This window comes from bacterium (assembly GCA_024742285.1).
Classification (GTDB): Bacteria; Myxococcota_A; UBA9160; order UBA9160; family UBA4427; genus UBA4427.
The window spans coordinates 254,669-281,131 of the sequence record JANSYR010000002.1; the positions used below are offsets into that span (position 1 = coordinate 254,669).

Consider the following 26,463-nt stretch of genomic DNA (forward strand, 5'->3'; position numbering starts at 1 on the left):
AACGTGGGTGGACCCGTAGGATTCCGAGCGATCAGCGTCTTCCTGCTGCTCGTTCTCTTCTCCTTCATGACGGCGGCGAACTTCATCCCGAAGGAAGATCGCGTCGCGAGCAATTTCTGGCCGGACGACGGGCTGCGCCTCGGTCTCGACCTGCGCGGCGGCATCCATTGGGTGGTCGGCGTCGAGCTGGAAGAGGCGGTGACCCAGGAGCTCGAGTTCGTTCGTCAGTCCGTCGAGGAGCGCCTCGAACGGAAGCAGGTCTCGCTGGCGGGGGCGTCCGTCGACGGCGAGCGGCTCACCCTGCAGCTGCGCTCGGAGGACGACCGCGCCGCGGTGATCGAAGCCGTCGACGACACCGGCGTCGCGCGCGGCACCGGCGGCAGCGGGCTCGACCTCGAGTATGCGCTGACCGACGACTGGATCACCGAGGTGCGCGAGCGCACGATGCTCCAGGTCCTCGAGGTCCTGCGGCGCCGGATCGACGATCCCCAGCGCGGCATTCCGGATTCGGTCGTGACCCGGCAGGGCGACGACCGCGTGCTCGTGCAGATTCCCGGCGAGCAGATCGATCGCGATCGCGCGCGAAACCTGCTCAAGAGCACGGGCTTCCTCGAGTTCAAGATCGTCGAGGACAGTGACGTCTCCGAAGAGGCCCTGCGGCGCCGCTATCCCGACGGGATCGGCGACGACCGGGTCATCCTCGTCGAGAAGGATCGCCAGACCGAGACGGTCGTCGCGGCCTACCTGCTCCCGAAGGTCGCCGCGATCACGGGGGCGTACCTCGAGGACGCGCGGCTCGAGTTCGACCAGACGCAGGCCCCGATCGTGGGCTTCCGCTTCAACGCGGCGGGCGGCGAGATCTTCGGTCGGCTGACCGAGACGAACATCGGACGCGGCCTCGCCGTCGTCCTCGACAACCAGGTCTACAGCGCCCCCTCGATTCGCGGGCGCATCACGATGCAGGGCCAGATCACCGGCAACTACACCTCGGAGGAGGCCGCCGATCTCGCGGTCATCCTGCGCGCCGGCTCCCTGAGCGTTCCGACGACGATCGAAGAGGAGCGGACGGTCGGCCCCGGCCTCGGCCAGGACTCGATCGAGAGCGGCGCTCGCGCCTCGATCATCGGCCTCGTGCTCGTCCTCTTCTTCGCCGCCGGCTACTACCGCCTCTCGGGCGGCTACGCCGCGGTCGCGCTCCTCGCGAACCTCGTGATGCTGATCGGGCTGATGTCCTTCTTCGAGGCGACGCTCACGCTGCCCGGGATCGCGGGCCTCGTGCTGACCGTCGGCATGGCCATCGACGCGAACGTGATCATCTTCGAGCGCATCCGCGAGGAGTTGCGTGGCAACAAGTCGGTTCGCGCCGCGATCGCGACGGGGTTCCAGAAGGCGACCGGCGCCGTCCTCGATGCGAACATCACGACGCTGATCACCGCGATCATCCTCTACCAGTACGGAACGGGGCCGATCAAGGGCTTCGCCGTGACGCTGTCGGTGGGGATCGTGACGAGCGTCTTCGCCGCGCTGCTGGTCACGCGACTGCTCTTCCAGCTCTACCCGGGCGAGCGCAACGTCCAGTCCCTGTCCATCTAGCGACGCGTCCGACGAGAACTCCCTTCCCTCCCTACCTCCCTCCCGACAGGAGAAGCCCGTGCCCTTCGAAATCGTCCCGGCCGGCACCCAAATCGACTTCCTCGGCAAGCGCCACATCTGCCTGGTGATCTCACTCGGACTGATCGCGCTCGGCGCGGTCTTCGCCGGGTTGAACGGCGTCAACGTCGGTCTCGACTTCGCCGGCGGAACCGAGGTCCAACTCCTCTTCGACGAAGGCGTCGCGGTCGACGAGCAAGCGCTTCGCGAGCTGACGGAAGCGAAGGGTTTCACGAGCTACCAGGTGGTCCGCTTCAGCGACGACCCGAGCGTGAATGAGTTCGTGATCAAGTTCCTCGACGTCCTCGAGGGGTCCGAGGCGGCCGCCGAGGTCGCGCGGCTCGAGGCAGAAGCCGAGAGCGAGGGCGAGAGCGCGATCGGCCTCGAGGCGAATACCCGCGTCGTCGTGCTCGAGTCCTTCATCGAGCAGGAGATCGGCGGCCACACCGAGCAGCGCGTCGAGTACGTCGGTCCGCGGGTCGGTGCCGAGCTGCGTGAGGATGGGGCGCTCGCGCTGCTCTACTCGGCGATCATGATCCTGATCTACGTCGCCTTCCGGTTCAGCGCCCGCTTCGCGCCGGGCGCGGTCGTGGCCGTGATGCACGACCTCGCGATCACCGCGAGCATCCTCGTGATCATCGGCGAGGAGTTCGATCTGCGGATCCTGGCCGCGATGCTCGCGATCCTCGGCTACAGCCTGAACGACACGATCATCATCTACGACCGCATCCGCGAGAACATGGACCTCCACACCACGGCGGACCTCGAGGCGACGCTCAATACGAGCGTGAACCAGACGCTCTCGCGCACGGTGCTCACGTCGGTGACGACGCTCCTCGCGCTGCTCTCGCTCTTCTTCCTGGGCGGCGAGGTCATCCAGCCCTTCGCGAAGACGATGCTGATCGGCGTCCTCGTTGGCACCTACTCGTCGATCTTCATCGCCTCCCCGCTGCTCCTCTTCCTCGAGCAGCGCTACGGCGACGGCGGGAAGCCCAAGGCCAAGAAGGGCCCCGGCGTCAACAAGGCCGTCGTGTAGCGGGGCCCGGCGCTTCGACACCGCTGCGCACGAGGGACCGATCGGCCCGAACACGAAACGGCGCTCGCCGCGGCCCGCGAGGGCCGACAGCGGCGCCGTTCGTTTCGAATCCCCTGGTACAGGCCCGGAGGGCCTGGACCGACTAGGCCGTCTTGCGTGCCTCGGCCTCGGGGCCGCTGGCCGCGGGCTGGGGCGGGGTGGCGGGCTTCTTGGGCTCGCTCGCGCTCGCGCCGGCGCTCTGGGCCGCCATGTCGATCGAGCCGTTCAGCACCGCGCCTTCCTGCACGTTCAGACGCGGGGCCCGGAGGTCGCCTTCGACGACGCCGGTGGCCTGGATCTCGATCCGTTCGGTGGCGCTGAGGTTTCCGATCACCTGGCCGATCACGATGATCGACTTGGCCTGGACCTCCGCCTTCAGGCGGCCGTTGGCCCCGACGGTCAGCTGGTGGTTCTGCAGGTTGACGTTGCCGTCGACCTGGCCCTCGATCTCGAGGTCCTCGTCGCCGGAGAGCTCACCCTTGAAAATGATCGACTGACCAATCGTGGCCATGCGCTTGTCCCCCTCTGAGCGTGTGCTCGTGCCGGTCGTCTCGCCGGTCGCGGTCATCTTGTCCGTCGACGCGGTCTCGTTTGGTTCCGCCGAAGAATCGCCTCGTGCCGTGACGGGGCGGGTGGACCAGGTCTGGGTTCGCTGCGAGTCGTCTCCGGACGGGACTGCGCCCGTATCCTTCTGCCGATCGCGGCCGGAATCATTTGAGGTATTATCCCCACGATTCCTCGAGCTGAAGAGCCCCACGTGTTCCCCTCCGAACGCTTGGGCCCCCAGTCATCTGGGGGGCGGCGGTCGAGCTTAACGCATCGATCGCACGCGCGAGTCGCTCTTTTCCGAACCCGATCCTCCCTCCAGTCCCATGGATTCCGCCGTGATTGCGATCACGGCGCACACCCGACGGGCGAGTCATCGATGCCTCACGCTTCGTCCGTTTCACACCCAGGCTGTAGAACTTCCATGGGGTCGAAGAGCACCGCAGCACTCGCCGCGGCGATTTATCGAACGTCGCTTGCATCGATTCCAGTCGAAACGCATCATCCGCGCACGCTCCCGCACAGGCTCGATCCCATCCCCTGGACCGGTTTGCAGACTGCAAGGCCGGCCGGTCCAACCGGGCGCCCTCGGCCACGATTCGTGGCCCGGGTTCCGACGAAGGACGGGTTCGCTGCGCCTTCTCATGCCGATCGGTGCTCCGGCTGCGCCCCGAGCCCGATTCGGAGGAACTTCATGTCCGTCTTCGGATCCCTCGCCCCCATTCTTCTGTTCGCACTCGCCATGGGCGGGGCAGGGGCCGCGTTCGCCGTCGGAGGCGAAGAAGAAGCGGACGAGGCGCTCTACGTTTCGCAGGTCTCCGCGGCGACCGAAGGCGACCTCGCGCCCGACGCCCGAATCGTGGGGGAAGGGCGGCCGATCTCGCTCGACGAGGCGATCGGGCTCTCGATCCAGAACAACCTGGACATCGAGGTTGCCCGCTACGAGCCGCTGATCTCCGAGTCCGACCGGGACGGCGCCTGGGGTGCCTACGATCCTCGGCTGGCCGCCGACATGGGCTACGACGTGCAGGCGACGCCGTCGGCGATCGCACTCTCCGGTCAGGACCCCGGCGAGCTCAACCGCGATCGCGTGAAGGGCGGTGGCATCGGCGTCGACCAGGCGATCCCCTACATCGGCGCGAGCTTCGGCGTGCGCTTCGACGCCTCGGCGACGCGGACCCGGAGCGACATCGCGGCCTACATCGACGATCGATTCGACACCCGGCTCGTCTTCTCAGGAACGGTCCCGCTCGCCCGGAACCTTCTGTGGAACGAGGCCTGGACGCAGGTGAAGACCTCGGAGGCCGACTATCTCGGCTCCCGCTTCGACTTCGAGACGGCCATCATGGACGTCGTCCAGCAGTCCGCGAACGCCTACTGGAACCTCGTGGCTGCCCGGGACAACGTGCGCGTCTCGCAGAAGAGCCTCGAGACGGCGCGCGCGCTCCTCGAGCAGACGAAGACCCAGTACGAGGTCGGCGTCGTCTCGCGCGTGGAGGTCGTCGAGGCCGAGGCGGGCGTGGCCGATCGCGAGTTCGAGGTCATCCGGACGGCCAACCAGTACCGCAATGCGCAGGACGATCTGATCGATGCGGTGCTCGGGCGCGAGTTGAGCGCCATGACCGATCTTCAGTTCGCCCCGTCCGACGACCCGGGCGTGTCCGTGGCCGATTCCGTCGATGTGAGGACGGCCGTCGAGACCGCCTTTCAGCGGCGCCCCGAGCTCCAGAGCTCGCGCAAGACGATCGAGCGCAGCGAGTTCTCGCTCAAGTTCGCGAAGAGCCAGCGCCTGCCGCAGTTCGACGTCGAGATGGAGTACGGGTTCACCGGGCTCGGGGGTGATCCCAATCCCGCTCCGACCTTCGGCTCGCCGGCGCCCCAGGTCGACTTCGACGACACGACCAACGACTTCTTCAACCAGAACGGCGCCGACAGCTACAGCGTGAGGGGGGTGTTCTCGATTCCCTTCCCGAACACGTCGGCCCGCAAGCGCGTCGTTCGAAGCGAACTCGACCTCCGACGGAGCAAGACGCGGCTGGCGCGTGAAGAGCAGACGATCGTGCTCGAGGTGCGTCGCGCCGCACGAACGCTGCTCGCGTCCGCGCAGGGCATCGAAGCGGCCGAACGGCGGCGCCTGGCGGCGGAGGAGCAGCTTCGCGCAGAACGCATCCGGCTCGAGCACGGCGAGTCCACGCCCTTCGAGGTCCTGCAGCGCGAGAGTGACCTCGTCGAGGCCGAGAGCCAGAAGATCGACGCCCTCCAAGCCTATCGCTCGGCGGAGATCGGCCTCGAGCGCGCCCGGGGCACGATTCTTGACTTCCACAGCGTCGAGCTCGACACGGCGGCGGAGCTTGCCCCCTAGGCATGTCGTCGAGCGCGTCGGTCGCCGCCCTCGTCCTCGCCGCCGGCCGTGGTGAGCGACTCGGCCACGCCCTCCCGAAGGCGTTCGTGCCCCTCGCGGGCACGACGCTGGTCGAGCGTTCGATTCGTGCGCTCGCCGGCGCCGGCGTCTTCGACGTGATCCAGCCGGTCGTCGCGGCGGCGGACCTCGACCTGTGGGCGCAGATCGATCTCGCCGACCTCCCGGGCCTCCGGGAGCCCGTTCCCGGTGGCGCCGAGCGTCAGGACTCGATGCGCGCCGGGCTCGCCGCGCTTCCGGACGAGACTGCCTTCGTCGCAGTCCACGATGCCGCGCGCTGTCTGGTGACGGCGACGGATCTTCGGGCCGTGGTCGCCGCGGCCCGCGAATCCGGCGCGGCGCTTCTCGGCGAGCGGAGTCGGGATACCCTCAAGCGGGTGGTCGACGGACGCGTGGTCGAGACGCCGCCGCGAGAAGAGATGTGGGCGGCCCAGACGCCGCAGGTGATCCGGCGGGATTGGCTCGAGGAAGCGATGGACGAGGCAGTGCGGAAAGGGCGGCTCGGGACGGACGACGCGCAGCTCGTCGAGTGGACGGGGCAGGCGGTGACGATGGTCGAGGCGACGGCGCCGAACCCGAAGATCACCCGCCCCGAGGACCTGCGGATGGCCGAGGCGCTGCTGGAAGGCGAGGGCGGATCGTGATCCGGATCGGGCAGGGATTCGACGTTCATCAGCTGGTCGCCGGGCGAAGACTCGTCCTCGGCGGCGTCGACGTTCCCCACGACAAGGGACTCGAGGGACATTCGGACGGCGACGCATTGCTCCACGCGGTCGCAGACGCGATCCTTGGCGCCCTCGGACAGGGCGACCTCGGTCGACACTTCCCGTCGAGCGACGAGCGCACGCGCGGCATCGACAGCGGCGAGATCCTGACCGAGGTGGTGGAGAAGATGACGACGGCCGGATTCCGGGTCGGGAACGTCGATGCGACGATCATCGCCCAGGCGCCCAGGCTCTCGCCCCACCAGAAGGCGATGCACGAGAATCTGACCGCGCTCCTGGGGACGGACCCGGGACGCGTGAACGTGAAGGTCACCAGCACGGATCATCTGGGCGCGATGGGGCGCGGCGAGGGGATCGCCGGGCTGGCGGTCGTGCTCCTCGAGTCCGCCGACGGCCAGTAGAGAGGCAGGAGCACGACCCGCGGTGACCCCCATCGAGTTCTACGACACGCGAACGCGTACGCGCCGCGCCTTCGAGCCCCTCGAGCCCGGCAAGGTCGGAATCTACACCTGCGGGCCGACGGTCTACGCCGAGCAGCACGTGGGGAATCTCCGCTCGCGGCTCTTCTCGGACCTGCTCAAGCGATTCCTTCAGTCCGAGGGCTTCGAGGTCACCCACGTCATCAACATCACCGACGTGGGGCACCTCGTCTCCGACGCGGACGAGGGCGAGGACAAGATGGAGGCCGCCGCCCGCAAGGCCGGCCAGACCGCGGAAGAGATCGCGGCCCACTACACCGAGCTCTGGCGCCGGGACGGCGCCGCCGTGAACTGCCAGCCGCCGGAGCACAACCCGAAGGCCACCGAGCACATCGCCGAGCAGATCGAGCTCGGCCAGAAGCTCGAGGCCGCCGGCTACCTCTACCGGATCGACGACGGGATCTACTTCGACACGAGCAGGTTCGACCGCTACGCGGAGCTCGCGGGTCTCGACCTCGAGGGCCAGGCCGAGGGGGCGCGGATCGGCGTGACCGAGGGCAAGCGCAATCCGTCGGACTTCGCGGTCTGGAAGTTCGCGGAGGAGGGCGTTCAGCGTCTCCAGGAGTGGGACTCGCCCTGGGGCCGCGGCTTCCCGGGCTGGCACCTCGAGTGCTCGGCCATGTCCGTCCGCTATCTCGGTGAACGCTTCGACATCCACACGGGTGGGATCGATCTCTCGACGGTCCACCACACGAACGAGGTCGCGCAGGCCGAGTGTGGCTACGACGTGCATCCCTGGGTCCAGTTCTGGATGCACAACGAGTTTCTGGCACTCTCTACCGACGGAGCCGGCGGCGAGAAGATGTCCAAGTCGAAGGGCAACGTGACGACGTTGAACGACCTGATCGATCGCGGCATCGACCCGCTCGCCTTCCGCTACTTCTTCCTCCAGGCCCACTACCGCCAGCAGCAGAACTTCACCGACGAGGCGATCCAGGCCGCGGCCAAGGGCTTCAAGCGCCTCCAGAAGGTCGCTGCGGAGCTCGAGGCCGTCGAAGGCGAGGGCGACGCCGACGTCCAGGCGCCGTACTCCGCCCGCTTCCGGGAGGCGCTGGCGGACGACCTGAACGCGCCGCGCGCGATGGCGGTCGTCTGGGACGTCGCCCGGAGCGACGAGCTCGCCGACGTCGACCGCCGGGACCTGCTCCGCCGCTTCGAGCCCGTGCTGGGTCTCAAGCTCGGCGAGCCCGCGGAGGCTGCGGCCGACGACGAGTGGGAGCGCGATCCGCGGATCGACGCCCTCGTGGCAGAGCGGACCGCCGCGCGCGCCGCGAAGGACTGGGCCGCCGCCGACCGGATCCGCGACGAGCTCGCCGCCGAGGGGATCGAGATCGTCGACTCGCCCGAGGGCCCGCGCTGGCGCCGCATGGCCGGCTAGCGACCGCGCGCTTCGGCCTGCCGCCCGAGGCTCGGGGGCCGTCCCGGCCTATACTGCCCCCATGAGCAACGCCTTCAAGCTCGAGAGCGAGTTCGAGCCCGCCGGAGATCAGCCCGCGGCGATCGATGCCCTGGTCGAGGGGATGGCCGGCGGCGACAAACACCAGACGCTCCTCGGCGTCACGGGTAGCGGGAAGACCTTCTCGATCGCCTGCATGATCGAGCGCCTCAATCGTCCGGCGCTCGTGATGTCGCCGAACAAGACCCTGGCGGCCCAGCTCTACGCCGAGTTCAAGGAGCTCTTCCCGAACAACGCCGTCGAGTACTTCGTCTCCTACTACGACTATTACCAGCCCGAGGCGTACATCCCCTCGACGGATACCTACATCGAGAAGGACTCGTCGATCAACGACGAGATCGACAAGCTCCGTCACTCGGCGACCCATTCGCTGCTCACGCGGAACGACGTCCTGGTCGTCGCCAGCGTGTCCTGCATCTACGGCCTCGGCGCGCCCGAGAACTACGGCTCGATGCACGTCTATCTCGAGACGGGGATGAATCTCGTGCGGGACGACCTGCTTCGGCGCCTCGTCGACATGCAGTACGACCGGAACGATCACGACTTCCACCGCGGCACGTTTCGGGTTCGCGGAGACGTCGTCGAGATCTTCCCGCAGTACGAAGGCGAGATGGCCGTTCGCGTCGAGTTCTTCGGCGACGAGATCGATTCGATCGCGGAGATCGATCCGCTCCGCGGGAAGGTCGTGGCGCGGCCGAAGAAGGCGATGATCTACCCGGCGAGCCACTACGTCGCCGGGCAGGAGCGGATCCGGCAGGCCTGCGACGGGATCCGGGAAGAGCTCCAGGAGCGGCTCGCGCTCTTCAACAAGGAGAACAAGCTGCTCGAGGCCCAGCGCCTCGAACAGCGAACGATGTACGACCTCGAGATGCTCGAGACGATGGGCTTCTGTCACGGCGTCGAGAACTACTCGAGGTGGCTCGACGGCCGGAACGCCGGTCAGACGCCCTACACCCTCTACGACTACCTGCCGGAAGGGACGATGGTCGTCCTCGACGAGAGCCACGTCTCGGTTCCCCAGATCGGCGGCATGTACCGCGGCGACCGTGCGCGCAAGGAGACCCTCGTCGACTTCGGCTGGCGTCTGCCGTCGGCCCTCGACAATCGACCGCTCCGGTTCGACGAGTGGGAGGAGCGCGCGGGCCAGCGCGTCTACGTCTCGGCGACGCCCGCGGACTACGAACTCGAAGCCTCGAAGGGCGTCGTCGTGGAGCAGATCATCCGCCCGACGGGGCTCCTCGATCCGCAGATCGAGATCCGCAAGGCGACCGGACAGGTCGACGACCTGCTGGCCGAGATCCAGGGCCACGTGAAGAACGGGGAGCGCGTGCTGATCACGACGCTCACCAAGCGGATGGCCGAGGAGCTTACCGACTACTATGCCGAGCTCGGTATCAAGATCCGCTACCTCCACAGCGACATCAAGACGATCGAACGGATGGACATCATCCGCGAGCTCAGAGAGGGCACCTTCGACGTCCTCGTCGGGATCAACCTCCTGCGCGAGGGCCTCGACATTCCCGAGGTGGCGCTCGTCGCGATCCTCGACGCCGACAAGGAGGGCTTCCTGCGCTCCGCGCGTTCGCTCATCCAGACGATCGGCCGGGCGGCGCGGAATGCCGAAGGGCGCGTGATCCTCTACGCGGATCAGCAGACGGATTCGATCCGGCAAACCCTCGACGAGACCGGACGACGGCGGGCGAAGCAGGAGGAGTACAACGCCGAGCACGGGATCACGCCGAAGACCGTCCAGAAGAAGATCACGAGTCTCCAGGACTCGATCTGGGAGCGGGACTACGTGACCGTGCCGCGGGCCGAGGAGAAGACGGAGCCGGGACTGCCGCAGCACGAGCTCGGACCGTTGATCGAGCAGCTGCGCGCCGAGATGCGCGAGGCCGCTCGGGAGCTCGAGTTCGAGCGGGCGGCGGAGCTCCGCGATCGCGTGAAGGCCCTCGAGGCCGAGCGCATCCGGCTGACCTGAGGCCTCTGGCTTGGCCGTGGATCCCGATGCGACCGAAGACGCCGCCCCCGGCGAGGGCGACGCACGGACCTCCGAGGCGGGGGCGGCCGTCGAGGGCGACGCACGGCCCTCCGAGGCGGCGGCGTCCGGCGCGAAGAGCGACGAGAAGATCGTCGCCGCCGCGAAGCCGGCGCGGGTTCCCCTCGCCGAGCAGGCGGCGAAGCTCCCGACGAGTCCCGGCGTCTACCAGTTCAAGAACGAGCGCGGCACGGTCCTCTACGTAGGCAAGGCCCAGAACCTCCGGAGCCGCGTCCGTCAGTACGTGAGCGGCGGCGACGGGCGCCATCAGATCCCCGCTCTCGTCGATCGCGCGAGCGACGTCGAAGTGCTGGTGACGGGCAACGTGAAGGAGGCGCTGCTCCTCGAGAACGAGCTGATCAAGCAGCACAAGCCGGTCTTCAACGTCCGCCTCCGGGACGACAAGCAGTACCTGGCGCTGCGGATCGACGAGAGCGAGACCTGGCCGCGGGTGACCATGGTCCGGAAGTTCCGCAAGGACGGAGCGCAGTACTTCGGGCCCTACACGTCGAGCGTGGCGCTCAAGTCGTCGCTCTCGAAGCTGCGAAGGCTCTTCCCGCTCCGCTCGTGTACCGAGGGGACGTTCAAGGACTATGCCCGGCGCGGTCGGCCCTGCATCGAGTACGAGATGAAGCGCTGTCTCGGGCCCTGCGTCGGGCTCGCGGACGCCGACGCCTACGCGGAGCAGGTGCGGGGGACGATGCTCTTCCTGCGTGGCAAGTCCCGGGAGCTGGTCGAGAACATCGAACGCGAGATGCACGAAGCGGCCGCGGAAGAGCGCTTCGAGGACGCGGCGCGCTTGCGCGATCGGATCCAGGCGGTCGAGCGCACGATCGAGTCCCAGCAGATCGTGACCGAGGGCGGTGTCGATCGGGACGTGTTCGCGATCGCCCGGGAGGGCGGTGAGCTCGACGTGCAGGTGCTCCACGTGCGCGAGGGGCGGGTGATCGGCGCGCGCAGCGTCCCCTTCTCGAACGTCCGGCTCGACGACGGGGAGGTCATGTCCTCCTTCCTCGGTCAGTTCTACGGCTCGGGCGACGGTCACGCTCCGCCCCGTGAGATCCTGACCAGCGTCGACTTCGAGGACGAGGGCGCTCTGGCCGAGCTCTGGCGCGAGCGCTTCGAGCGGCCGGTCACGATCCGCTGGGCGCAGCGGGGCGCGGGCAAGCGACTCGTCGAGATCGCCGAGCGGAACGCGCGGCTCGCGCTCGCGACCCGCCTCGCGGCCCGCGAGAGCGTCGACACCGCCCTCGACGAGCTCGAGGAGAAGTGTCGTCTCTCGGTCCGCCCGCATCGAATCGAGTGCTACGACGTGTCCAATCTGCAGGGGACCCTCGCGGTCGCCAGCCGCGTCGCCTTCGCCGACGGTGAGCCGGTCAAGAAGGACTATCGCCGCTACCGGATCCGCGAGGCGGAGGCGGGGGACGACTACGCGTGCATGCGTGAGGTGCTCGACCGGCGACTTCGGCGGGTCGAGACGGAGCCGCTGCCGGACCTGCTCATGGTCGACGGCGGCCGCGGGCAGGTCGGGGTCGTGATGGCTGCCCTCGAGGACGCGGGGCTCGAGGTCGAGGTCCTCGGGATTTCGAAGGAGCGCGACGACGAGAGCCCGAGCGTCCGCGTGAAGCGGGGCGGTGGGCTCAAGGCGGAGCGGCTCTTCAAGCCCAATCGCACGAATCCGATCCAGCTCCTGCCGAGCAGCCGCGGGATGCTCCTGCTCCAGCGCATCCGCGACGAGTCCCATCGCTTCGCGATCGAGTTCCAACGCGAGCTGCGCTCGAAGGTCAATCTGACCTCGATCCTCGAGGAGCTGCCCGGGATCGGGCCGACGAAGAGGAGGGCGCTCCTCAAGACCCTGGGCAGTCTGCGCGCCGTCCGGAACGCGAGCCACGCCGAGCTCCTCACGGTCCCCGGGATCACGGAGAAGGACGCCACTTCGATCCGCCGGTTCTTCGACGCGTTGACGGCGCCGGAGGAGGCCCCCGAAGAGGCGTCCGATGCGGCCGCGGACGAGGGACGCGAGCCGTCGGACGTCGTCGCCGCCGCCGGGGAATCGCCCGGATCTGCCGCCGACTTGCCGGTCGCTTCGACCGACGGCGAGCTCGAGCCGCGCTAGGCCGGCCGGGCCGGCAGGTCCGATCAAGCGCGCCGAAGCGGGGGCCGATGAAGCGGGGAAGCCCGCGCGGCGCCTTCGAGCGCGCTGCGCCCTCCCATCGGAGGCCGTCATGCGCGTCGTCCATCGCCCTTCCAGGAAGAACGTCCTTCGAGCGCTGCTGTACCTCGGGATCGCGGCCGGTTGTCTGATCGCCGGAGGGGCGTCGGCGGAGATCTACCAGTGGCGGGATGCCCGGGGCCGACTGCACTTCGCGCAGGATCTGAACCAGGTGCCGATCGAGTACCGGGCCCAGGCGCGGGGCGACGTGGTGAAGCCGGAGGAGAGCTCGCGGATCCAGCACTACGAGGCGGCGCCGGCGGCCCCGGCCTCCCGCCGAGGGAAAGCGGGCCGATCCTCGACCTCGAGCGGCGGGGGAGGCGGGCAGGTTCACAAGATCCGCGTCGAGCGAACCGGCAGCACCATGCGCGTCAACGTGCGCTTGAACGATTCGGTGGTCGCGCCGTTCTACGTGGATACCGGGGCGTCCGACGTCGTGCTCCCGACATGGGTCGCGAAGGAGCTCCGCCTCGATCTCGCGGGATCGCGCACGGCGCTCTACGGAACCGCGAACGGCATCATCCAGCAATCCCTCGTGACCCTCGACAGCGTTCAGCTCGGCGGCGCGCGGGTGGAGAACGTGCCCGCCTCGGTCAGTACCTCGATGTCGACCGGGCTGCTCGGACTCTCGTTCTTCAACCACTTCCGCTATCGCATCGATCCGGTCAGCGGGACGATCACGCTCCAGAGCAACGGTCTCGTCGAATCCGGTCGGATCCGAGGCGGGCGGAGCGAGTCCCAGTGGCGAACCCAGTTCGCCGGCCTGGCCGCGCGACGGGCTGCCATCGAGCGTGAGAAGGCCGCGACCAGCGCCAACCGGTCGCGGCGCCAGGCCGAGCTCGACGCGATGATCGACGAGGTCGACCGCCAGCTCGACGTCCTCGAAGACGAGGCGGACGAAGCGCGCGTGCCCATGCAGTGGCGCGACTGACCCCACCGCTCGCGGCGGCTCGAACTCGATCTGCCCTCCGTGGGTAATCCGCTTCCACCCGGGCTGGATCCCGGGCCGTGGATCTCGCTGCGGCGAGATGCGAGAGCCGCGCGAGCCGCCGCAGGGCCGGAAGCCACCGGCCCGCTGCCGGCTCCCTGCGCCCTCCGCCGTCCCGGGCCCGTGGCATGTCTCTTGCTCTTTCCCGGTCGGAACTCGCGATCGCATCGAGGGGGCGATCCAGACCGGGCCCAGCCGGGGCCGGATGCGGACGGATCTGGAACGATGGAGTGGAACTGGAGCAGGCTCTTCGGGCGGAAAGACGGCGGCGCGCGCGGCGTCGGCGGCCGGCGTCCGCACCTCGAGCCGCGCAGGCTCGAAGACTGGGAATCGCGACTCGTCGAAGAGGGGGTCGCCCAGGAGTGGGCCGGGCGACTCGCGCGGCGACTCGAGGCGCAGTACCAGGCAGAGGGGACGGGTTCCGCGGAGGCTCTGATCCTGGGGGCGGTCGCCGCGACCGAAGTCCAGGCCGAGGCCCATGCCTGGGTGGAGCGGAACATGCGAGACGTGAAGGAGGTCGAGCGGCTCCTCGGCGCCTTCAGCGGTGAGCTCGAGAAACTCGACGAAGTCCTCGAGGTGCTGGCCGCCTACGCCCAGCGCATGCGCACCAAGCCGAACCGCAAGCCGACGCATACGCTGCACTAGCGGAAAGGCCGAGCGCTGCCCTCGACGTCCCCGCGTCGACGGAGTGCCTGCGGAGCCGGGTGCGCCGCCGACTTCCGCGATGAGAGGTCAGCTCTCCCCGTGTCCCAGGCCGTCGAAGGCCGATTCGATGCGTCCTCGCAGCCAGTGGTGCGGCGGGGAGTCATCGATCCGCTCGTGGTGGATGAGATACACGGGAACCGGCGCGACGGAGATCGGCGGCCTGCACCACGTCAGCCGGTGGCCGGGCATCCACAGGTCGATCAGCATCTTCGGAATCGTCGCCACGAGGTCCGATCTCGCGACCACCTTCGGAATCGTCACGGGCTCGGAGACCGTCAGGACGACCTTCCGGTCGAGCCCGTGCTCGGCGAGCGCACCGTCGATCGCCTCGTCGCTCATGCTCGGATGGGCCACCCGAATGTGCTGCGCAGACACGAAGTCCTCGAGGGTCAGCGGCCCCTCGAAGAGCGGGTGACCTCGACGGCCGACGGTGACGTACTCCGCGGAGATGAGAAAACGGCTCGAGAGACTCGGGATGTCCGCCGGGTGGTACGAGCTCACGGCGAGATCGACGGTGCCGCGTTCGAATTCGCGGACGATCTGGTCGGGCTGGGTCCCGACCGGGACCACGAGTGAGACGCCGGGCGCCACCTTGGCGAGGTCCCGGATCAGAAGGGGCAGGAGGCTCACCTGGGCCGACTGGTCGAGGCCGATTCGGAAGCGCTCCTGGCTCGATGAAGGATCGAAGGTGCGCTCGTCGCCGAAGACGGTCGCGGCGTCTTCCAGGAGCGCTCGCACCTGGTCGGTGAGCGCCGCGGCCTTGGCGGTTGGCACCATTCCCTTCGACGTCCGCAACAGGATCGGGTCCTCGAGGATGTCACGGAGGCGCGCGAGCGCGTGGCTCGTCGCCGATTGCGAGAGGCCGATCCGCCTTGCCGCACCGGTCACACTCGCTTCCCGGAGGATCGCGTCGAGCACGATCAGAAGATTGAGGTCGACGCTCGCCAATCGCATGAGGCCCCCAGTTCTGTCGATGCACCCGGTCGATTCCCGTCATCGAGACAATGCAGGTGCTCTTGCGATCAGAATCGCGACCATACCGCGTCGAGCATGGATGATCATGCCTGCCGTCGACCGAGTCGCGGCGCGCAGGGCGAAGATCAGAGCACCTCCCTGGGAGCCGGGTCGATGAAGACGGAATCTACGAGTCGAGCGAACGGGCTCTCGAGCGGCACGGCCTATCGGAGCTACGTCCTGGGCCTGCTCTGCCTCGTCTACATGTCGAACCACATCGATCGCCAGATCCTGATGATCCTCCTGCAGCCGATCAAGGACGAGCTCGGCACGAGCGATCTCGAGATGGGACTCCTGACGGGGCCCGCGTTCGCGCTCTTCTATACCTTCGCCGGCATCCCGATCGCTCGATGGGCCGATCGTGGGAGCCGCAAGACGATCATCGCGATCTCCGCACTCATCTGGAGCGCGATGACGACCCTGTCGGGCACGGCCCGCAGCTTCGCTTCCCTCGCGCTGATGCGTGTAGGTGTAGGCATCGGCGAGGCGGGCTGCAGTCCCCCGTCCCACTCGCTGATCTCCGACTACTTTCCGCCGCATCAACGCGCACGGGCGCTCGGGATCTACTCGGCGGGGACGCAACTCGGCGCGGCGATCGGGTGGCTGCTCGGCGGCTGGCTCGCGCATCTCCTCGGCTGGCGAGATGCATTCATTGCGGTGGGCGTTCCGGGTGTCGCGCTCGCCCTGCTCGTCGCGGTCAGCGTTCGGGAACCCGAACGCGGAGCCTCGGAGATCGTCCGTGATCCGGTCCCGGTCGCGGAGCGCGTACCTCGCGTACAGCAGCCGCTCGGAGAGGCGCTTCGCGAGCTCTGGCAGAAGAAGTCGTTCGTCTGGCTGCAGGTAGGCGGCGCGCTCCATGCGGTCGCCGGATACGGCGTCGCCGTCTGGGTCGCGCCATTTCTCATGCGTGTACACGACCTCGAGATCCAGGTGATCGGGACGTCGCTCGGTTTCATCGCATTGGCAGCGGGTTTGCCGGGAATGTTCATCGGTGGCTATCTCTGCGATCGGCTCGTGCGACGAGACGTTCGTTGGTATCTCTGGGTGCCCACGCTGGCCGCGCTCGTCGGGATCCCCTTCACGACCGCCTTCCTCTTCCTGCCTTCGACGCGCTGGGCCCTTGCAGCCTACGCGGTCCACTCGGCACTCAACCTCGCGTTTACCGCGCCGGTCTACGCGCTGATGCAGGCGCTCGTTCGCGTCGAGTCGCGGGCGCTCGCCGCCGCGGTCTTCCTCTTCGTGACGAACCTGGTGGGGCTCGGGGTGGGGCCCGTCGTCGTGGGTGCCCTGAACGATGCATTGCACCCCAGCATGGGCGTCGAGTCGATCCGGTACACGATGCTCGTCGCCGCGATCACGAACGTGATCGCATGTGTCTTCTATCTCCGGTCGGCACGGACCGTCGCTGACGAGATGGAGAATCCGATCGACGGGGGCGTCGCGTGAGGAGGCGAGGATGAGGGACTTTCGATCACGATGGGACGAGGCCGTGGCCGCGGTCACGGCGCCCGGGACACCGTTCGAACTCACCGTGGAGCGGGTGCTCGGGCGAGAGATGCCCGTCTTCGAGCGGCGACATCGTTCGCTCCTCGAGGTGCTGGAGCGATCGGTGAGCTTCGGGGATGCCGAGGTCGCTGTCTGGGACACCGGGGAGCGATGGACCTTCGTCGGACATGCACGCCAGGTGGCCTCGCTCGCCGCCGGGCTGCGCGAGCGGTATGGAATCGGCCCCGGGAGTCGCGTCGCGATCCTCGCGGCGAACCGCCCCGACTGGGTGCTGACGGCCTGGGCCACGATCGCGCTCGGGGGGGTCGTGGTCGCGATGAACGGGTGGTGGCAGAGTGACGAGATCCAGTACGGGCTCGATCTGACCGAGCCGGATCTGCTCTTCGTCGACAAGATTCTGGGGAAACGCCTGGAGGGCGTCCGCCTCTCGGCTCCGACGCTCGTGTTCGAGGAGGACTTCGCGGATCTGGTCGGATTCGACGAGGGGGCGTCGCTCCCGTCCACGCCGATCGACGAGGATCAGCCGGCCGCGATCATGTTCACCAGCGGGACCACGGGACGGCCGAAGGGCGCCGTGATCTCCCACCGCAACTTCATCGCGTTCGTGCAGATGACGCTTTGTCGCGCGGCGATCGCGCACGCGATGGATCCGCCCGACGTTCTGCAGCCGTCGGTGTCCATTCTGGCCAGTCCGCTCTTCCACGTGTCGGGCTTTCAGGCGGGCGCGCTGATGGGGCCGGCGACGGGAGCGAAGATGGTGTGGGCGACGGGGCGCTTCGATCCGCGAAAGATCTTCGCGCTTACCCGGGCGGAGGGAGTGACCCGCTGGACGGGCATCACGACCCAGCTCTGGCGCTTGATCGAGGATCCGGAGTTCGAGCCGGAGCAGTTCACGCAGCTCACGGGAACCGGCGGCGGGGGGTCCACGTTCTCTCCCGATCTCCAGCGGGCACTCCGACGCAAGCTCCCCAATGCGATGCAGGATTTCGGGGTCTTCTACGGCTTCACCGAGTGTGGTGGGCTGTGCACGGCGGCGCCCGCCGCTCTCCTCGAAACGGATCCCGTGACCGTCGGGCACGTGCTACCGGGGACCTCGGTGGCCGTGCTCGACGACGACGGGAAGCCCGTGCCGGACGGCACCGAAGGCAATGTCTGCGTACGAGGCGCGAACGTCATGCTCGAGTACTGGCGGAACGAAGAGGCCACGAGAGAGGCCTTCGTCTCGGACGGGTGGATCAAGTCGGGAGACATCGGACGCGTCGAATCGGGCCGCCTCTACATCGCGTCGCGCCTCCGGGACATGATCATCCGCGGCGGTGAGAACGTCTACCCGATCGAGATCGAGAACCGGATCGAGGACCATCCCGACGTGCTCGAAGCGGCGGTGGTCGGCGTCGAGCACCGGACTCTGGGCCAGGAGGTCAAGGCGATCGTGGTGCTGCGTGATGGGGCCACGCTTTCTCCCGAGGAGCTTCGTGACTTCGTGGCCGAGACGCTCGCGTACTACAAGGTGCCGACGTGGATCGAAGTCCGCGCAGAGGCGCTGCCGAGGAACGCGACCGGGAAGGTCCTCAAGCAGGAGCTGGTGGGAGACCCGACGATCGAGTCCACTCGGTCGGAGCCGACCTAGCCGACTAGCGACGCGGTGTCCCCTCGGATCGAGGGGACCAGTGGAAGCGAAGCCCCGTGAGGGCGCGGAAGCTCCAGCGGTCGTTCTCGTAGTGCCAGCGAACGAACTCGCCGGGTACGTTCGGATCGACTCCGACCAGGTCGGTTTCCAGGTCCCCGAAGAGCCGGATGGCCTGCCCCTCGACGTAGAGACTCGCGGACAGCGGGCCAAGCGTCGGTTCGAGCAGGTACTCGAGTTCGAGCCCCGGACCCATGCCGTGATAGACCTCGGTCTGGGCGTCGGACAGCGAGATCAAGCGGTAGCTGTCGAGCGACGTGTTGGGAGAGCCGAGGCGTACCGCGCGGCGGGACACGCCGACCACGTCGAGACGACTCCTCGAGTAGACGAGCGACGGTTTCACCCGAACCCGATTGCCGTCCAGGTCGAAAGTCCAGGCGACGCCGAGTGCCGCCACCAGGAGGGGCGATTGCTGCTGGGCGGTGATCGAAGTCCCGCTCCCCAGAATGAGCGAGTCGCCGACCACGGAAACGGTCGGAAGGATCGGGAAGCGGAACTCGTCGGGTCGGCCGTCCCTCGCGAGGCTCGTCTCGCTGGCAACGACGCCGATCACGTCGAAGTCGAGGCTGACTCGAGGGGAGCCGAGCCCCTTCGTCAGCTGGGGCGTCAGCACGCCGAAGCCGACGCCCAGCAGGCCGGAGATCACGTCGCTCCGGCCGAAGATCGGTGAGATCAGCGTCGAGGGACCATCGTTCGCGACCGGATTCGGGGGATTCGGCTGGGGAGGACCGGTGATCTGCGAGGATGAGGCGGAAGCCTTTCCCGAGAATCCGTCGATGCCCATCGCGAGGGAGAGCGAGAGGGACCACTCGTCGGACTCCTCCGCGTTCGCCGGACCACTCGTCGCCATGGCCCAAGTGGTGCAGACCGAGAGGAGGATCCTTCCTCTGCGTCCCCACGCCCGGGGCGCGGTGGTTCGGGACGGGGTGTTCGCAGACTTGTTAGGCGATAGCGAGCGAGGCTCGAACGAGCCCGTCGATCCAGTCGGAAGCGTTCTCGTCAGTCGACGCAAGGTTTTCCACTCCGTGGACACCGTGGTCCGTGGGGCGCCCGGTGCGTCTCGGCGTGTTGCCGGTTGCGTGCATGTCGAGAGTCGACTGCGGGCGCGTGATGCCTGTTGCGCGAACGGCGTCAGGTCTTCGCAGTATCTGCCACGGGCCTTCGCGTTTCAATGGAATCGTTCGCGCGATCTCGGCTTTCGAGGATTCTGGAGAAACGACTCGTCGACGCATGAATGCCATCAATCCCCCATCTGCGAAGAATGCATGGGCGGTCGAGGTGTCGGCGTGGATAGTCATCAGTCTCGCGATCCGAGTTTCCTGCGCCGACGAAGTGCACGGCTCGCGGTCGCGATCGCAACTCTCTCCAGCAAGGACGAAGGCTCACTCCGTGGCTTCGCAATTCCCATCGATGTCGACCCCGCTTCGACGAAACGAATCGTCCGGAACGAGGCGCGCGTGCCGGCGCGCGCTCGCGGCCGTGTCCTTGCTCGTGTCGACCGTCGCGAGCACGATGGTGTCCGCCGAGGACGATCCTTTCGAGGGGATCGAGGAGATGGTGGTGATCGGCGACAGCACGGCTGGGCTGCTCACGTCGCAGAGCACCTCCGCAATCGGCTTCGACGCCCTCGAGCTCGGCGAACTCGGCGTCGAGGATCTGAGCGACGTCAGTGCCAGCATTCCGAACTTGTCGATCAGCTCTTCGAACTCGACCAACGCTTCGTTCTTCGTACGGGGCGTCGGCCTGCAGGACTTCGGTGCGAACGCGACCGGGGCCGTCTCCATCTATCAGGATGGTGTGCCTCGAAACGCGTCCGCGACGCAGTTGGTGGGACTCTTCGATCTGTCGGGGCTCTCGGTACTCCGTGGGCCCCAGGGCGTCGGCTCGTTCAGGAACGCCTCTGCGGGTGCGATTCAGATTCAGACCGCCACGCCGGAGCCGGAGTTTTCCGCGTTCGCATTGTCGACGGTCGGGCGGCTCACGACGCCCGACGCGCGTGATGCCGCGCGATATCGCTTCGAGGGTGCCGTGAACGCACCGATCTACTCGGATACGGTCTCCGCGCGCCTCTCCGCGATCTTCGGACACGAGTCGCCCTTCTTCGAGAACGGCTGCGCGAACCGGTCTTCGCTCGCTTCGCGTCCCGTCGCCGCGAGCCGGAACGATCCAGCCGCGCAGCTCTGCGACCAGACGGTCAGGAGCGGGCAGGGCGACGGTGAGACCCTGCAGGTGGGTGAGAGGAGTGGCGTTTCGCCGTTCCTGGGGCGCTATCTGGGCGAGGTGGACGACTGGGGCGTGCGCGCCCAGGTGAGAGTTCAATCGCCGGATCGGACGCTCGATCTGATCGTGCGCGGCGAGGTCACCCATCGAAATCGTGACTCCACCGTCGGACAGCATCTCGGCACGGGCGGGCCGTCCGGCAATCTGCTGGGCGTGCGGGACAACGAGGGGTATCGCGACTCCGACATCACGCGGCTCCAGGATTCGTTGGCGGATCAGGGGGTCCCGTTCGCGGAGGCGCAGGCCATCATCCAGCGCGGCCTCCGAAAGGACCCGCTCGATGGCGGGCCCTATCGGGGCGACTTCGACAGCCCGGGTCGGACGATTCTCGAGACGCTGGCGCTCTCTCTCACGGGGAAGGCCTCCTTCGAGGCCTTCGAGATGAAGACCAACTTCGGCTTTCTCGACTACCGCAAATCCGAGCGACGCGATACCGACTTGTCGCCGAACCGACGGTTTCCGTCTGCCGGAAACGACCAGGCGTGGCAGGTCGCGGGAGATGTCGTCTTCTCGGGAGAAGAGTGGCTCGATCTCCCCGTCGTCTGGGAGGCAGGGGTCTACACGCTGACGGAGCAGGTGGAGGCGGCGCTCGCCCAGGACCTGCTGGGGTCGGCGGCCCGGGACAACCAGTTCACGCAGGAGATCTACAGCCTCGGGGCGTGGGCGTCGGTCGAGTACGAGTTCCTCGAGGGGCTCACGGTTGCGGCCGGCGCGCGTTACAACTGGGAGCAGAAGGACTTCGAGGTCCAGGACATCAACACGCGGTTGCTCGGAAACGGCGGCACGTTCACGCTGCCGCCCCAGCGATCGTCGAATCAGCGAACCTGGGACGCGCTGACCGGCTTCGTCGAGCTTCGACACGAGTTCACGGCGGACGTCTCGAGCTATCTGCGGTACTCGCGGGGCTTCAAGGCCGGTCACTTCAATCCGAGTCGTCCGCTGGGCGCGAAGGTGCCGGGAGAGGGCTACGCCGACCCCGAGAGCATCGACGCGTTCGAGTGGGGTGTGAGTTCGTCTTTCTGGAATGGTCGCGTGGCCCTGGACGGCGCCTTCTTCTTCTATCTCTACCGCAACTACCAGGTGTTCCGACTGTCGGCGACGGAGACCGGCGTCTTCCGCGTGATCCAGAACGCCGAGCGCGCGCGAAACTACGGGGCCGAGATGGAGCTCGACCTGCGTCCGCTCGAGGGCATCGCTCCGCCCCTCCTCGAGAACCTGCGTATCCAGTTCCGGGGTGGCTGGCTCGAGACTGAGTTCCTCGAGTTCACCGAGGTCGACTTTCGGCTCTTCGGGGCCTTCCCGACCACCGTCCTGATCGACTACACGGGCAACCCCCTGATCAGTGCGCCCAGTCTCCAGGTCTCGGGCACCGTCACCTGGCGCTTCGAGATCCCCGGTATCGGAACGATTACGCCGCGCTACGACTTCTCGTGGACCGACGACGTGCCCTTCGACGCGAACCGCGGCCGTGGGCAGATCGACGGGCTCGGGCGCAGCAAGTTCTCGCCCTATCTGATCGGGAACCTGGCCTACATGATCCACAACGTCCGGTTGAGCTACGCGACACCGGACGAAGGGCTCGAAGTTGCGGGTTGGTGTCGCAACGTGACGGACGAGCGATTCACGACCTTCGCGGCCGACATCTCGAACTTCGCCCGCCAGCAACTCCACTACGTCGGCGATCCCCGGTCCTGCGGTGCCGAAGTCCGACTCGCCTGGTAGCGGGACGACCCGGCGTAGGGCGGGTGACAGTCGTGTGGGGTTCGCAGCCGCGCCCCATGCGGTTCGCGCGATGTCAGCGTCTACGGGAGCTGGTAGCCGAGCGCTCGAAGCTGGTCGAGCTGCATCTCGTCGAGCTCGAGTGCGCCGGCATCGAAGATCGCGTCGGTCTCGAGATGCCGATCCGCTGCTGCGCGGAGACGGCTGGCTGCCTCCGGGGCTTCGGCGATCTGGTTGCGCGTGAAGCCGTCCTCGGAAGACAGCAACGCCTCGAAGGGTTCGCCGTCGGCATCCGTCCCGGAGACGTAGCGCAGCCGATCCTCGCTCGCGCTCACGGCCGGCTTCCGCTCCGGATCGGGACGTCCCCAGTTCTCGTCGAGGAACGCGAACTGGACCTCCTCGATCCCCGATTCCTCGCGAACTCGTCCCGCCGGATCCAACGCCCGAAGGATGTCGTCTCGGCGAGATCGTCCGTCGCGCTCGTCGGGCAGGCGTCTTCCCAACAGCTCGAGCAGCGTGGGCCAGACGTCGAGGTTCGTCGAGGGTCGCTCGATCACCAGCTCTTCCTCGAGCCGGAAGGGCAGCCCGAGGATGAAGGGCGTGTGGGTCGTCTCGGGAAAGACGGCGCGGGCGTGCCCCTCGAAGCCGCGCTCACCGAACGCCTCGCCGTGGTCGGAGAGGAGGACGAAGAGGGTGTTCTCGAGCAATCCCTCTTCTGCCAGGAAGCTGTGCAGCTCGGAGATCAGCCAATCCGTTCGGAGCAGCGAGTTGTCGTAGATGTCAGAGGGAGCGCTGCCGAAGAGTGCCGACTGATCGTCATACGTGTACTCGTGTAGATCCATCATGTGCAGATAGAGGAGCCAGGGCTGGCGCCGGCCGTTGATCCTGAGGAACTCGATCGCGTCGCCGACCAGCTCCTCGTCGCCGGCATGGCCGAGTTCGTTCGGGCGCAGGCGCTGGAGCCCCGCGTCTCGCAGCTGTCCCATGGGCCGGTAGTAGCGATCGAAGCCTTGATCGAAACCGAAGTAGCCGTTGACCCATCCGTTTCGGTAGATCCCGACCGTCCGGTAGCCGGCCTCGGACAGGATCTCTGCCGGGAGCTCCGCGTCCTCAGAGAGGACGTGGTCGAACTTCGTGACACCCGTGCGGAGCGGGTAGAGACCTGACCAGAGCGAAGCCATCGAGGCCTTCGTCCAGGACGACTGCGCGAGATGCTGGTCGAACCGGATGCCCGAGCGCGCGAGCGATGCGATGAAGGGCGTCGTCTCGCGCTCGTACCCGTATGCACTCATGCGATCGGCTCGCAGGGTGTCGATCAGGACGAAGAGGACGTTGAGGTCGTCGCGCTGGGCGAGGGCGACGACGTCCTCGACTCCGCCCACGGGTCTCTCGTCGCCGCGTCGGAATCCGAGGTCGACGGATCGGTACACGAAGAACGAGATGGCCGCGACCGCGAGCATCCAGAGTGCGATCCGCTCTCGACGGCGACGTCCGTTCGACACGAAGCTCCTCCCTTGTGCGCTCGACTTGTGATAGGAACGGGGAGACAGCTTTCAATGTCGATCAGGACTACGCCAATGCAACGAATCGATAGTGTGTATGCAGGATCCGGCCGCCGCTCCGTCGCTCCGTCACGACTGCGCGTCGCGCACGCGCGACGCTGGCGACCCGCGATCGCGCTGCTGTTGGCGGGGCTCGTCTGGGTGGGTTGCAAGACGAGCGAGGACTCCGTGATCGGTCGCGTGCGCGCTCAGCAGCTCGCCGGCGAGTACGCGGAAACGATCGGTTCACTTCGCGAGCTGATCCGAGAGGGGACGATCCGCGGAGAGGTGATGGTGCTCTACGCACGCGCGCTGGCGTTCACCGGGCATCCCGGACGGTCGTCCTGGGCGCTCGATACCGCGATGGAGGACCCCGATTGGATCGTGCCGGCCGGTCTTCAGCTCGCGCGCAACGCCTACGAGAGCGGGAACTATGAGCTGTGCCTTCGCACGCTCGACCGGATCGAATCCGAGCGGCCCGACGCCGGCGAACTCGATCGCGTCGCAGCGCGACTGCGGGCGCAGGCCCTGATCGGTACGCGCCGCCACTACGAGGAAGCGCTCGAAATCGTGGAGGGCCTGCTCGACGACGGCCCCGACGACGAGGTGGCGCTTCGGCTCCAGGGGATCGCGCTCCTCGGTCTCGGACGCATCGAGGAGGCGGAATCCCTGATCACGCAGGCGGGCGACCGGTCTGCGATCGACGAGGTCGGGCTCCGCCCCGCCGAGGGAGAGCCCTTCTGGTGCTCCGTCCGCGCGCGCTTTCAGCGCGAATCCCGCGACGTGGAAGCGGCGCTCGTCACGCTCCGCTCCTGTCTCGAGGCCGACCCCGGCGCTCCGCTCCTCGTCCGGGAAGCGGTCGAGCTGTACGCTGCGCTCGGCCAGACGGCGCGCGTGCTGGAGATCCTCGAAGCGGCCTACGCAGCGGATCCCTCGAATCGCGACGCTCGCCTGGCCCTCGTCGCTCAGCTGGTGGCTTCGGGGCTTCCGGAGCGAGCCGAGGCGGCCTTGCGCGAGGCCACGAAGAGCAGTGAGCCGCTTCGTGCGGTCGAGGCCTGGATCGACCTCGCGGTCCATCTGGTGAATCAGGAGCGCGTACCGGAGGCGCTCGAAGCGTACGACCACGCCTTCGGCGGCATGGACGCGGAGCCCTCTCCAGAGCTCCAGTTTGCTCACGCGGAGGCGCTGATCTTCGCTGGCCGGCACGACGAGGCGCTGCGCATCGCCGACACCACTCCCGTCGAAATCCATCGCCCGATGATTCGCGGACGCGTGGCTTTCGAGCGAGGTCAGCACGAATCCGCCTTGATGGCGTTCGAAGAGGCGGCGCTCGCCTGGCCGAACAATGCGCCGATTCGCTACTACCTCGGCCGATCCGCGGAGTCGATCGGCGACTTCGACCGCGCAGTCGAGGAGTATCGGCATGCGCTGCGGTCCGATCCGGCTCTCGCAGAGGCGCGCACGCGACTCGTCGAGATGCACATCGCCGAGCGCCGCGTCCGCCACGCGCTCGCCGTCCTGCGCTTCTCGTCGCCGCGCCAAGACGCTTCGCCCGTGACGCCCAAGGAGCGATTGCTCGAGGTCGAGCTGCGCGTGCTCCTGGGCCAGGCGCCGGACCTCGCTCGACTCCCGAACGACCCCGATCGCACGGCGCAGGAGATGGAAGCAGCGGCGATCGAGGCGTTCGTCCGCGGTCTGCGACGTCGGGGGGGCGCGCAGGCCGTGTTGGTCGGCCTCGGTACGCTCGACCGAACGCGACTCGGAGCGCCGGCGTGGGACGTCGCGCGGGCATCCCGGGTGGAGGCGCTGCTCGCGCTGGGCCGTGATGACGACGCGCTGGCGGAAGCCCACCGAGCGGTCGAGGAGAGACCGGGAGTCGACCGGGTGCAGATCTCGCTCGCCGACGCGCTGGCACAGGGGCCGGCGGGGACGCCGAAGGCGAAGTCGATCTACACGGCGGTCCTCGAACGAACACCCGGCCACCCCGATGCATTGCTCGGCCTGGCCCAGTTGGCTCGTGCGGACGGGGACATCGACGGTGTCGCGCTGGCGCAGCGCGCGCTCGGGGCACGGCCCGGCGACGCGGAGATCCTGGAGGAGCTCGTCGACGCGCTGTTGCGCTCCGGGCGGCGGGACGACGCGATCGCGGCGCTCAGACGCCAGCTCACGCGAGAGGCACCGTTCGACGGCCGGGCCGCGTTGCGGCTTGCGGAGCTCCTGCCGCCCAACGCGGAGACGGAGGGCGAGCGGCGTGAGCTCCTTCTTCGTGCGCTGCGCTTCGGCGCGGGGGAGCCCGCCGCACGTCGCCTCGCCGAGCTCGACCCGGAGGCGGGCGAGGAGGGCGCCTCGAATCGTCCGTCGGAAAGGCTCTGACGGCGACCGGCCGTCGGCGACTCAGGCCGCGAGACGCTCGCTGGGAGGCG

18 protein-coding genes are annotated in these 26,463 nt (G+C 67.9%); 14 read left to right on the top strand and 4 right to left on the bottom strand.

Going from position 1 to position 26,463, the window contains the following annotated elements; all coding sequences use genetic code 11:
- Positions 1–3 precede the first annotated feature (3 nt).
- Together secD and secF are read left to right on the top strand one after the other, a co-directional pair.
- Complete coding sequence (gene secD / locus NXI30_05060; protein MCR9093565.1) at positions 4–1,593, top strand: protein translocase subunit SecD; 1,590 nt, start codon at positions 4–6, stop codon at positions 1,591–1,593.
- 58 nt (positions 1,594–1,651) lie between these two features.
- A complete protein-coding gene (gene secF, locus NXI30_05065) occupies positions 1,652–2,686 on the top strand; it encodes a protein translocase subunit SecF (protein ID MCR9093566.1) in 1,035 nt (344 codons plus the stop codon).
- Between the two features lie 142 nt (positions 2,687–2,828).
- Here the strand turns inward: secF and NXI30_05070 are convergent, their stop codons facing one another.
- A complete protein-coding gene (locus NXI30_05070) occupies positions 2,829–3,236 on the bottom strand; it encodes a polymer-forming cytoskeletal protein (GenBank protein ID MCR9093567.1) in 408 nt (135 codons plus the stop codon).
- A 729-nt stretch (positions 3,237–3,965) separates the two neighbouring features.
- Between NXI30_05070 and NXI30_05075 the strand changes: the two genes are divergently transcribed.
- From NXI30_05075 to NXI30_05110, 8 genes are all read left to right on the top strand, one after another.
- A complete protein-coding gene (locus tag NXI30_05075; protein MCR9093568.1) occupies positions 3,966–5,633 on the top strand; it encodes a TolC family protein in 1,668 nt (555 codons plus the stop codon).
- Positions 5,634–5,635: 2 nt separating this feature from the next.
- The gene (ispD, locus tag NXI30_05080) at positions 5,636–6,334 is read left to right on the top strand and encodes a 2-C-methyl-D-erythritol 4-phosphate cytidylyltransferase (GenBank protein MCR9093569.1); all 699 of its coding nucleotides are present in this window, start codon (positions 5,636–5,638) and stop codon (positions 6,332–6,334) included.
- The gene (gene ispF / locus NXI30_05085) at positions 6,334–6,816 is read left to right on the top strand and encodes a 2-C-methyl-D-erythritol 2,4-cyclodiphosphate synthase (GenBank protein MCR9093570.1); all 483 of its coding nucleotides are present in this window, start codon (positions 6,334–6,336) and stop codon (positions 6,814–6,816) included. The genes ispD and ispF overlap by 1 nt, the downstream gene beginning before the upstream one ends.
- A gap of 22 nt (positions 6,817–6,838) precedes the next feature.
- A complete protein-coding gene (gene cysS / locus NXI30_05090) occupies positions 6,839–8,272 on the top strand; it encodes a cysteine--tRNA ligase (protein ID MCR9093571.1) in 1,434 nt (477 codons plus the stop codon).
- 61 nt (positions 8,273–8,333) lie between these two features.
- Positions 8,334–10,331 (top strand): excinuclease ABC subunit UvrB, encoded by a 1,998-nt coding sequence (uvrB, locus tag NXI30_05095; protein ID MCR9093572.1) that lies wholly within the window; start codon positions 8,334–8,336, stop codon positions 10,329–10,331.
- Positions 10,332–10,347: 16 nt separating this feature from the next.
- On the top strand, positions 10,348–12,504 hold the full coding sequence (uvrC, locus tag NXI30_05100; protein MCR9093573.1) for an excinuclease ABC subunit UvrC: 2,157 nt from the start codon (positions 10,348–10,350) through the stop codon (positions 12,502–12,504).
- Positions 12,505–12,613: 109 nt separating this feature from the next.
- Complete coding sequence (locus NXI30_05105; GenBank protein MCR9093574.1) at positions 12,614–13,531, top strand: TIGR02281 family clan AA aspartic protease; 918 nt, start codon at positions 12,614–12,616, stop codon at positions 13,529–13,531.
- A gap of 282 nt (positions 13,532–13,813) precedes the next feature.
- Positions 13,814–14,233 (top strand): hypothetical protein, encoded by a 420-nt coding sequence (locus tag NXI30_05110; protein MCR9093575.1) that lies wholly within the window; start codon positions 13,814–13,816, stop codon positions 14,231–14,233.
- Positions 14,234–14,320: 87 nt separating this feature from the next.
- On the opposite strand, the gene NXI30_05115 is transcribed toward NXI30_05110, so the two are convergent.
- Positions 14,321–15,247 (bottom strand): LysR family transcriptional regulator, encoded by a 927-nt coding sequence (locus tag NXI30_05115; GenBank protein ID MCR9093576.1) that lies wholly within the window; start codon positions 15,245–15,247, stop codon positions 14,321–14,323.
- Positions 15,248–15,421: 174 nt separating this feature from the next.
- Between NXI30_05115 and NXI30_05120 the strand changes: the two genes are divergently transcribed.
- Complete coding sequence (locus NXI30_05120; GenBank protein ID MCR9093577.1) at positions 15,422–16,753, top strand: MFS transporter; 1,332 nt, start codon at positions 15,422–15,424, stop codon at positions 16,751–16,753.
- A gap of 10 nt (positions 16,754–16,763) precedes the next feature.
- A complete protein-coding gene (locus NXI30_05125) occupies positions 16,764–18,443 on the top strand; it encodes an acyl--CoA ligase (GenBank protein MCR9093578.1) in 1,680 nt (559 codons plus the stop codon).
- Between the two features lie 4 nt (positions 18,444–18,447).
- Here NXI30_05125 and NXI30_05130 read toward each other — a convergent pair whose 3' ends face one another.
- Entirely contained in the window at positions 18,448–19,350 is a 903-nt protein-coding gene (locus NXI30_05130; protein ID MCR9093579.1) for a hypothetical protein, read from the bottom strand.
- Positions 19,351–19,979: 629 nt separating this feature from the next.
- Here NXI30_05130 and NXI30_05135 point away from each other — a divergent pair.
- Complete coding sequence (locus NXI30_05135; GenBank protein ID MCR9093580.1) at positions 19,980–22,502, top strand: TonB-dependent receptor; 2,523 nt, start codon at positions 19,980–19,982, stop codon at positions 22,500–22,502.
- An 80-nt stretch (positions 22,503–22,582) separates the two neighbouring features.
- On the opposite strand, the gene NXI30_05140 is transcribed toward NXI30_05135, so the two are convergent.
- Positions 22,583–24,001: a sulfatase gene (locus NXI30_05140; GenBank protein ID MCR9093581.1), complete on the bottom strand. Its 1,419-nt coding sequence runs from the start codon at positions 23,999–24,001 to the stop codon at positions 22,583–22,585.
- A 75-nt stretch (positions 24,002–24,076) separates the two neighbouring features.
- Here NXI30_05140 and NXI30_05145 point away from each other — a divergent pair, with 75 nt between their 5' ends.
- Positions 24,077–26,413, top strand: coding sequence for a tetratricopeptide repeat protein (locus NXI30_05145; protein ID MCR9093582.1), 2,337 nt, complete (start codon positions 24,077–24,079; stop codon positions 26,411–26,413).
- Positions 26,414–26,463: the final 50 nt, after the last annotated feature.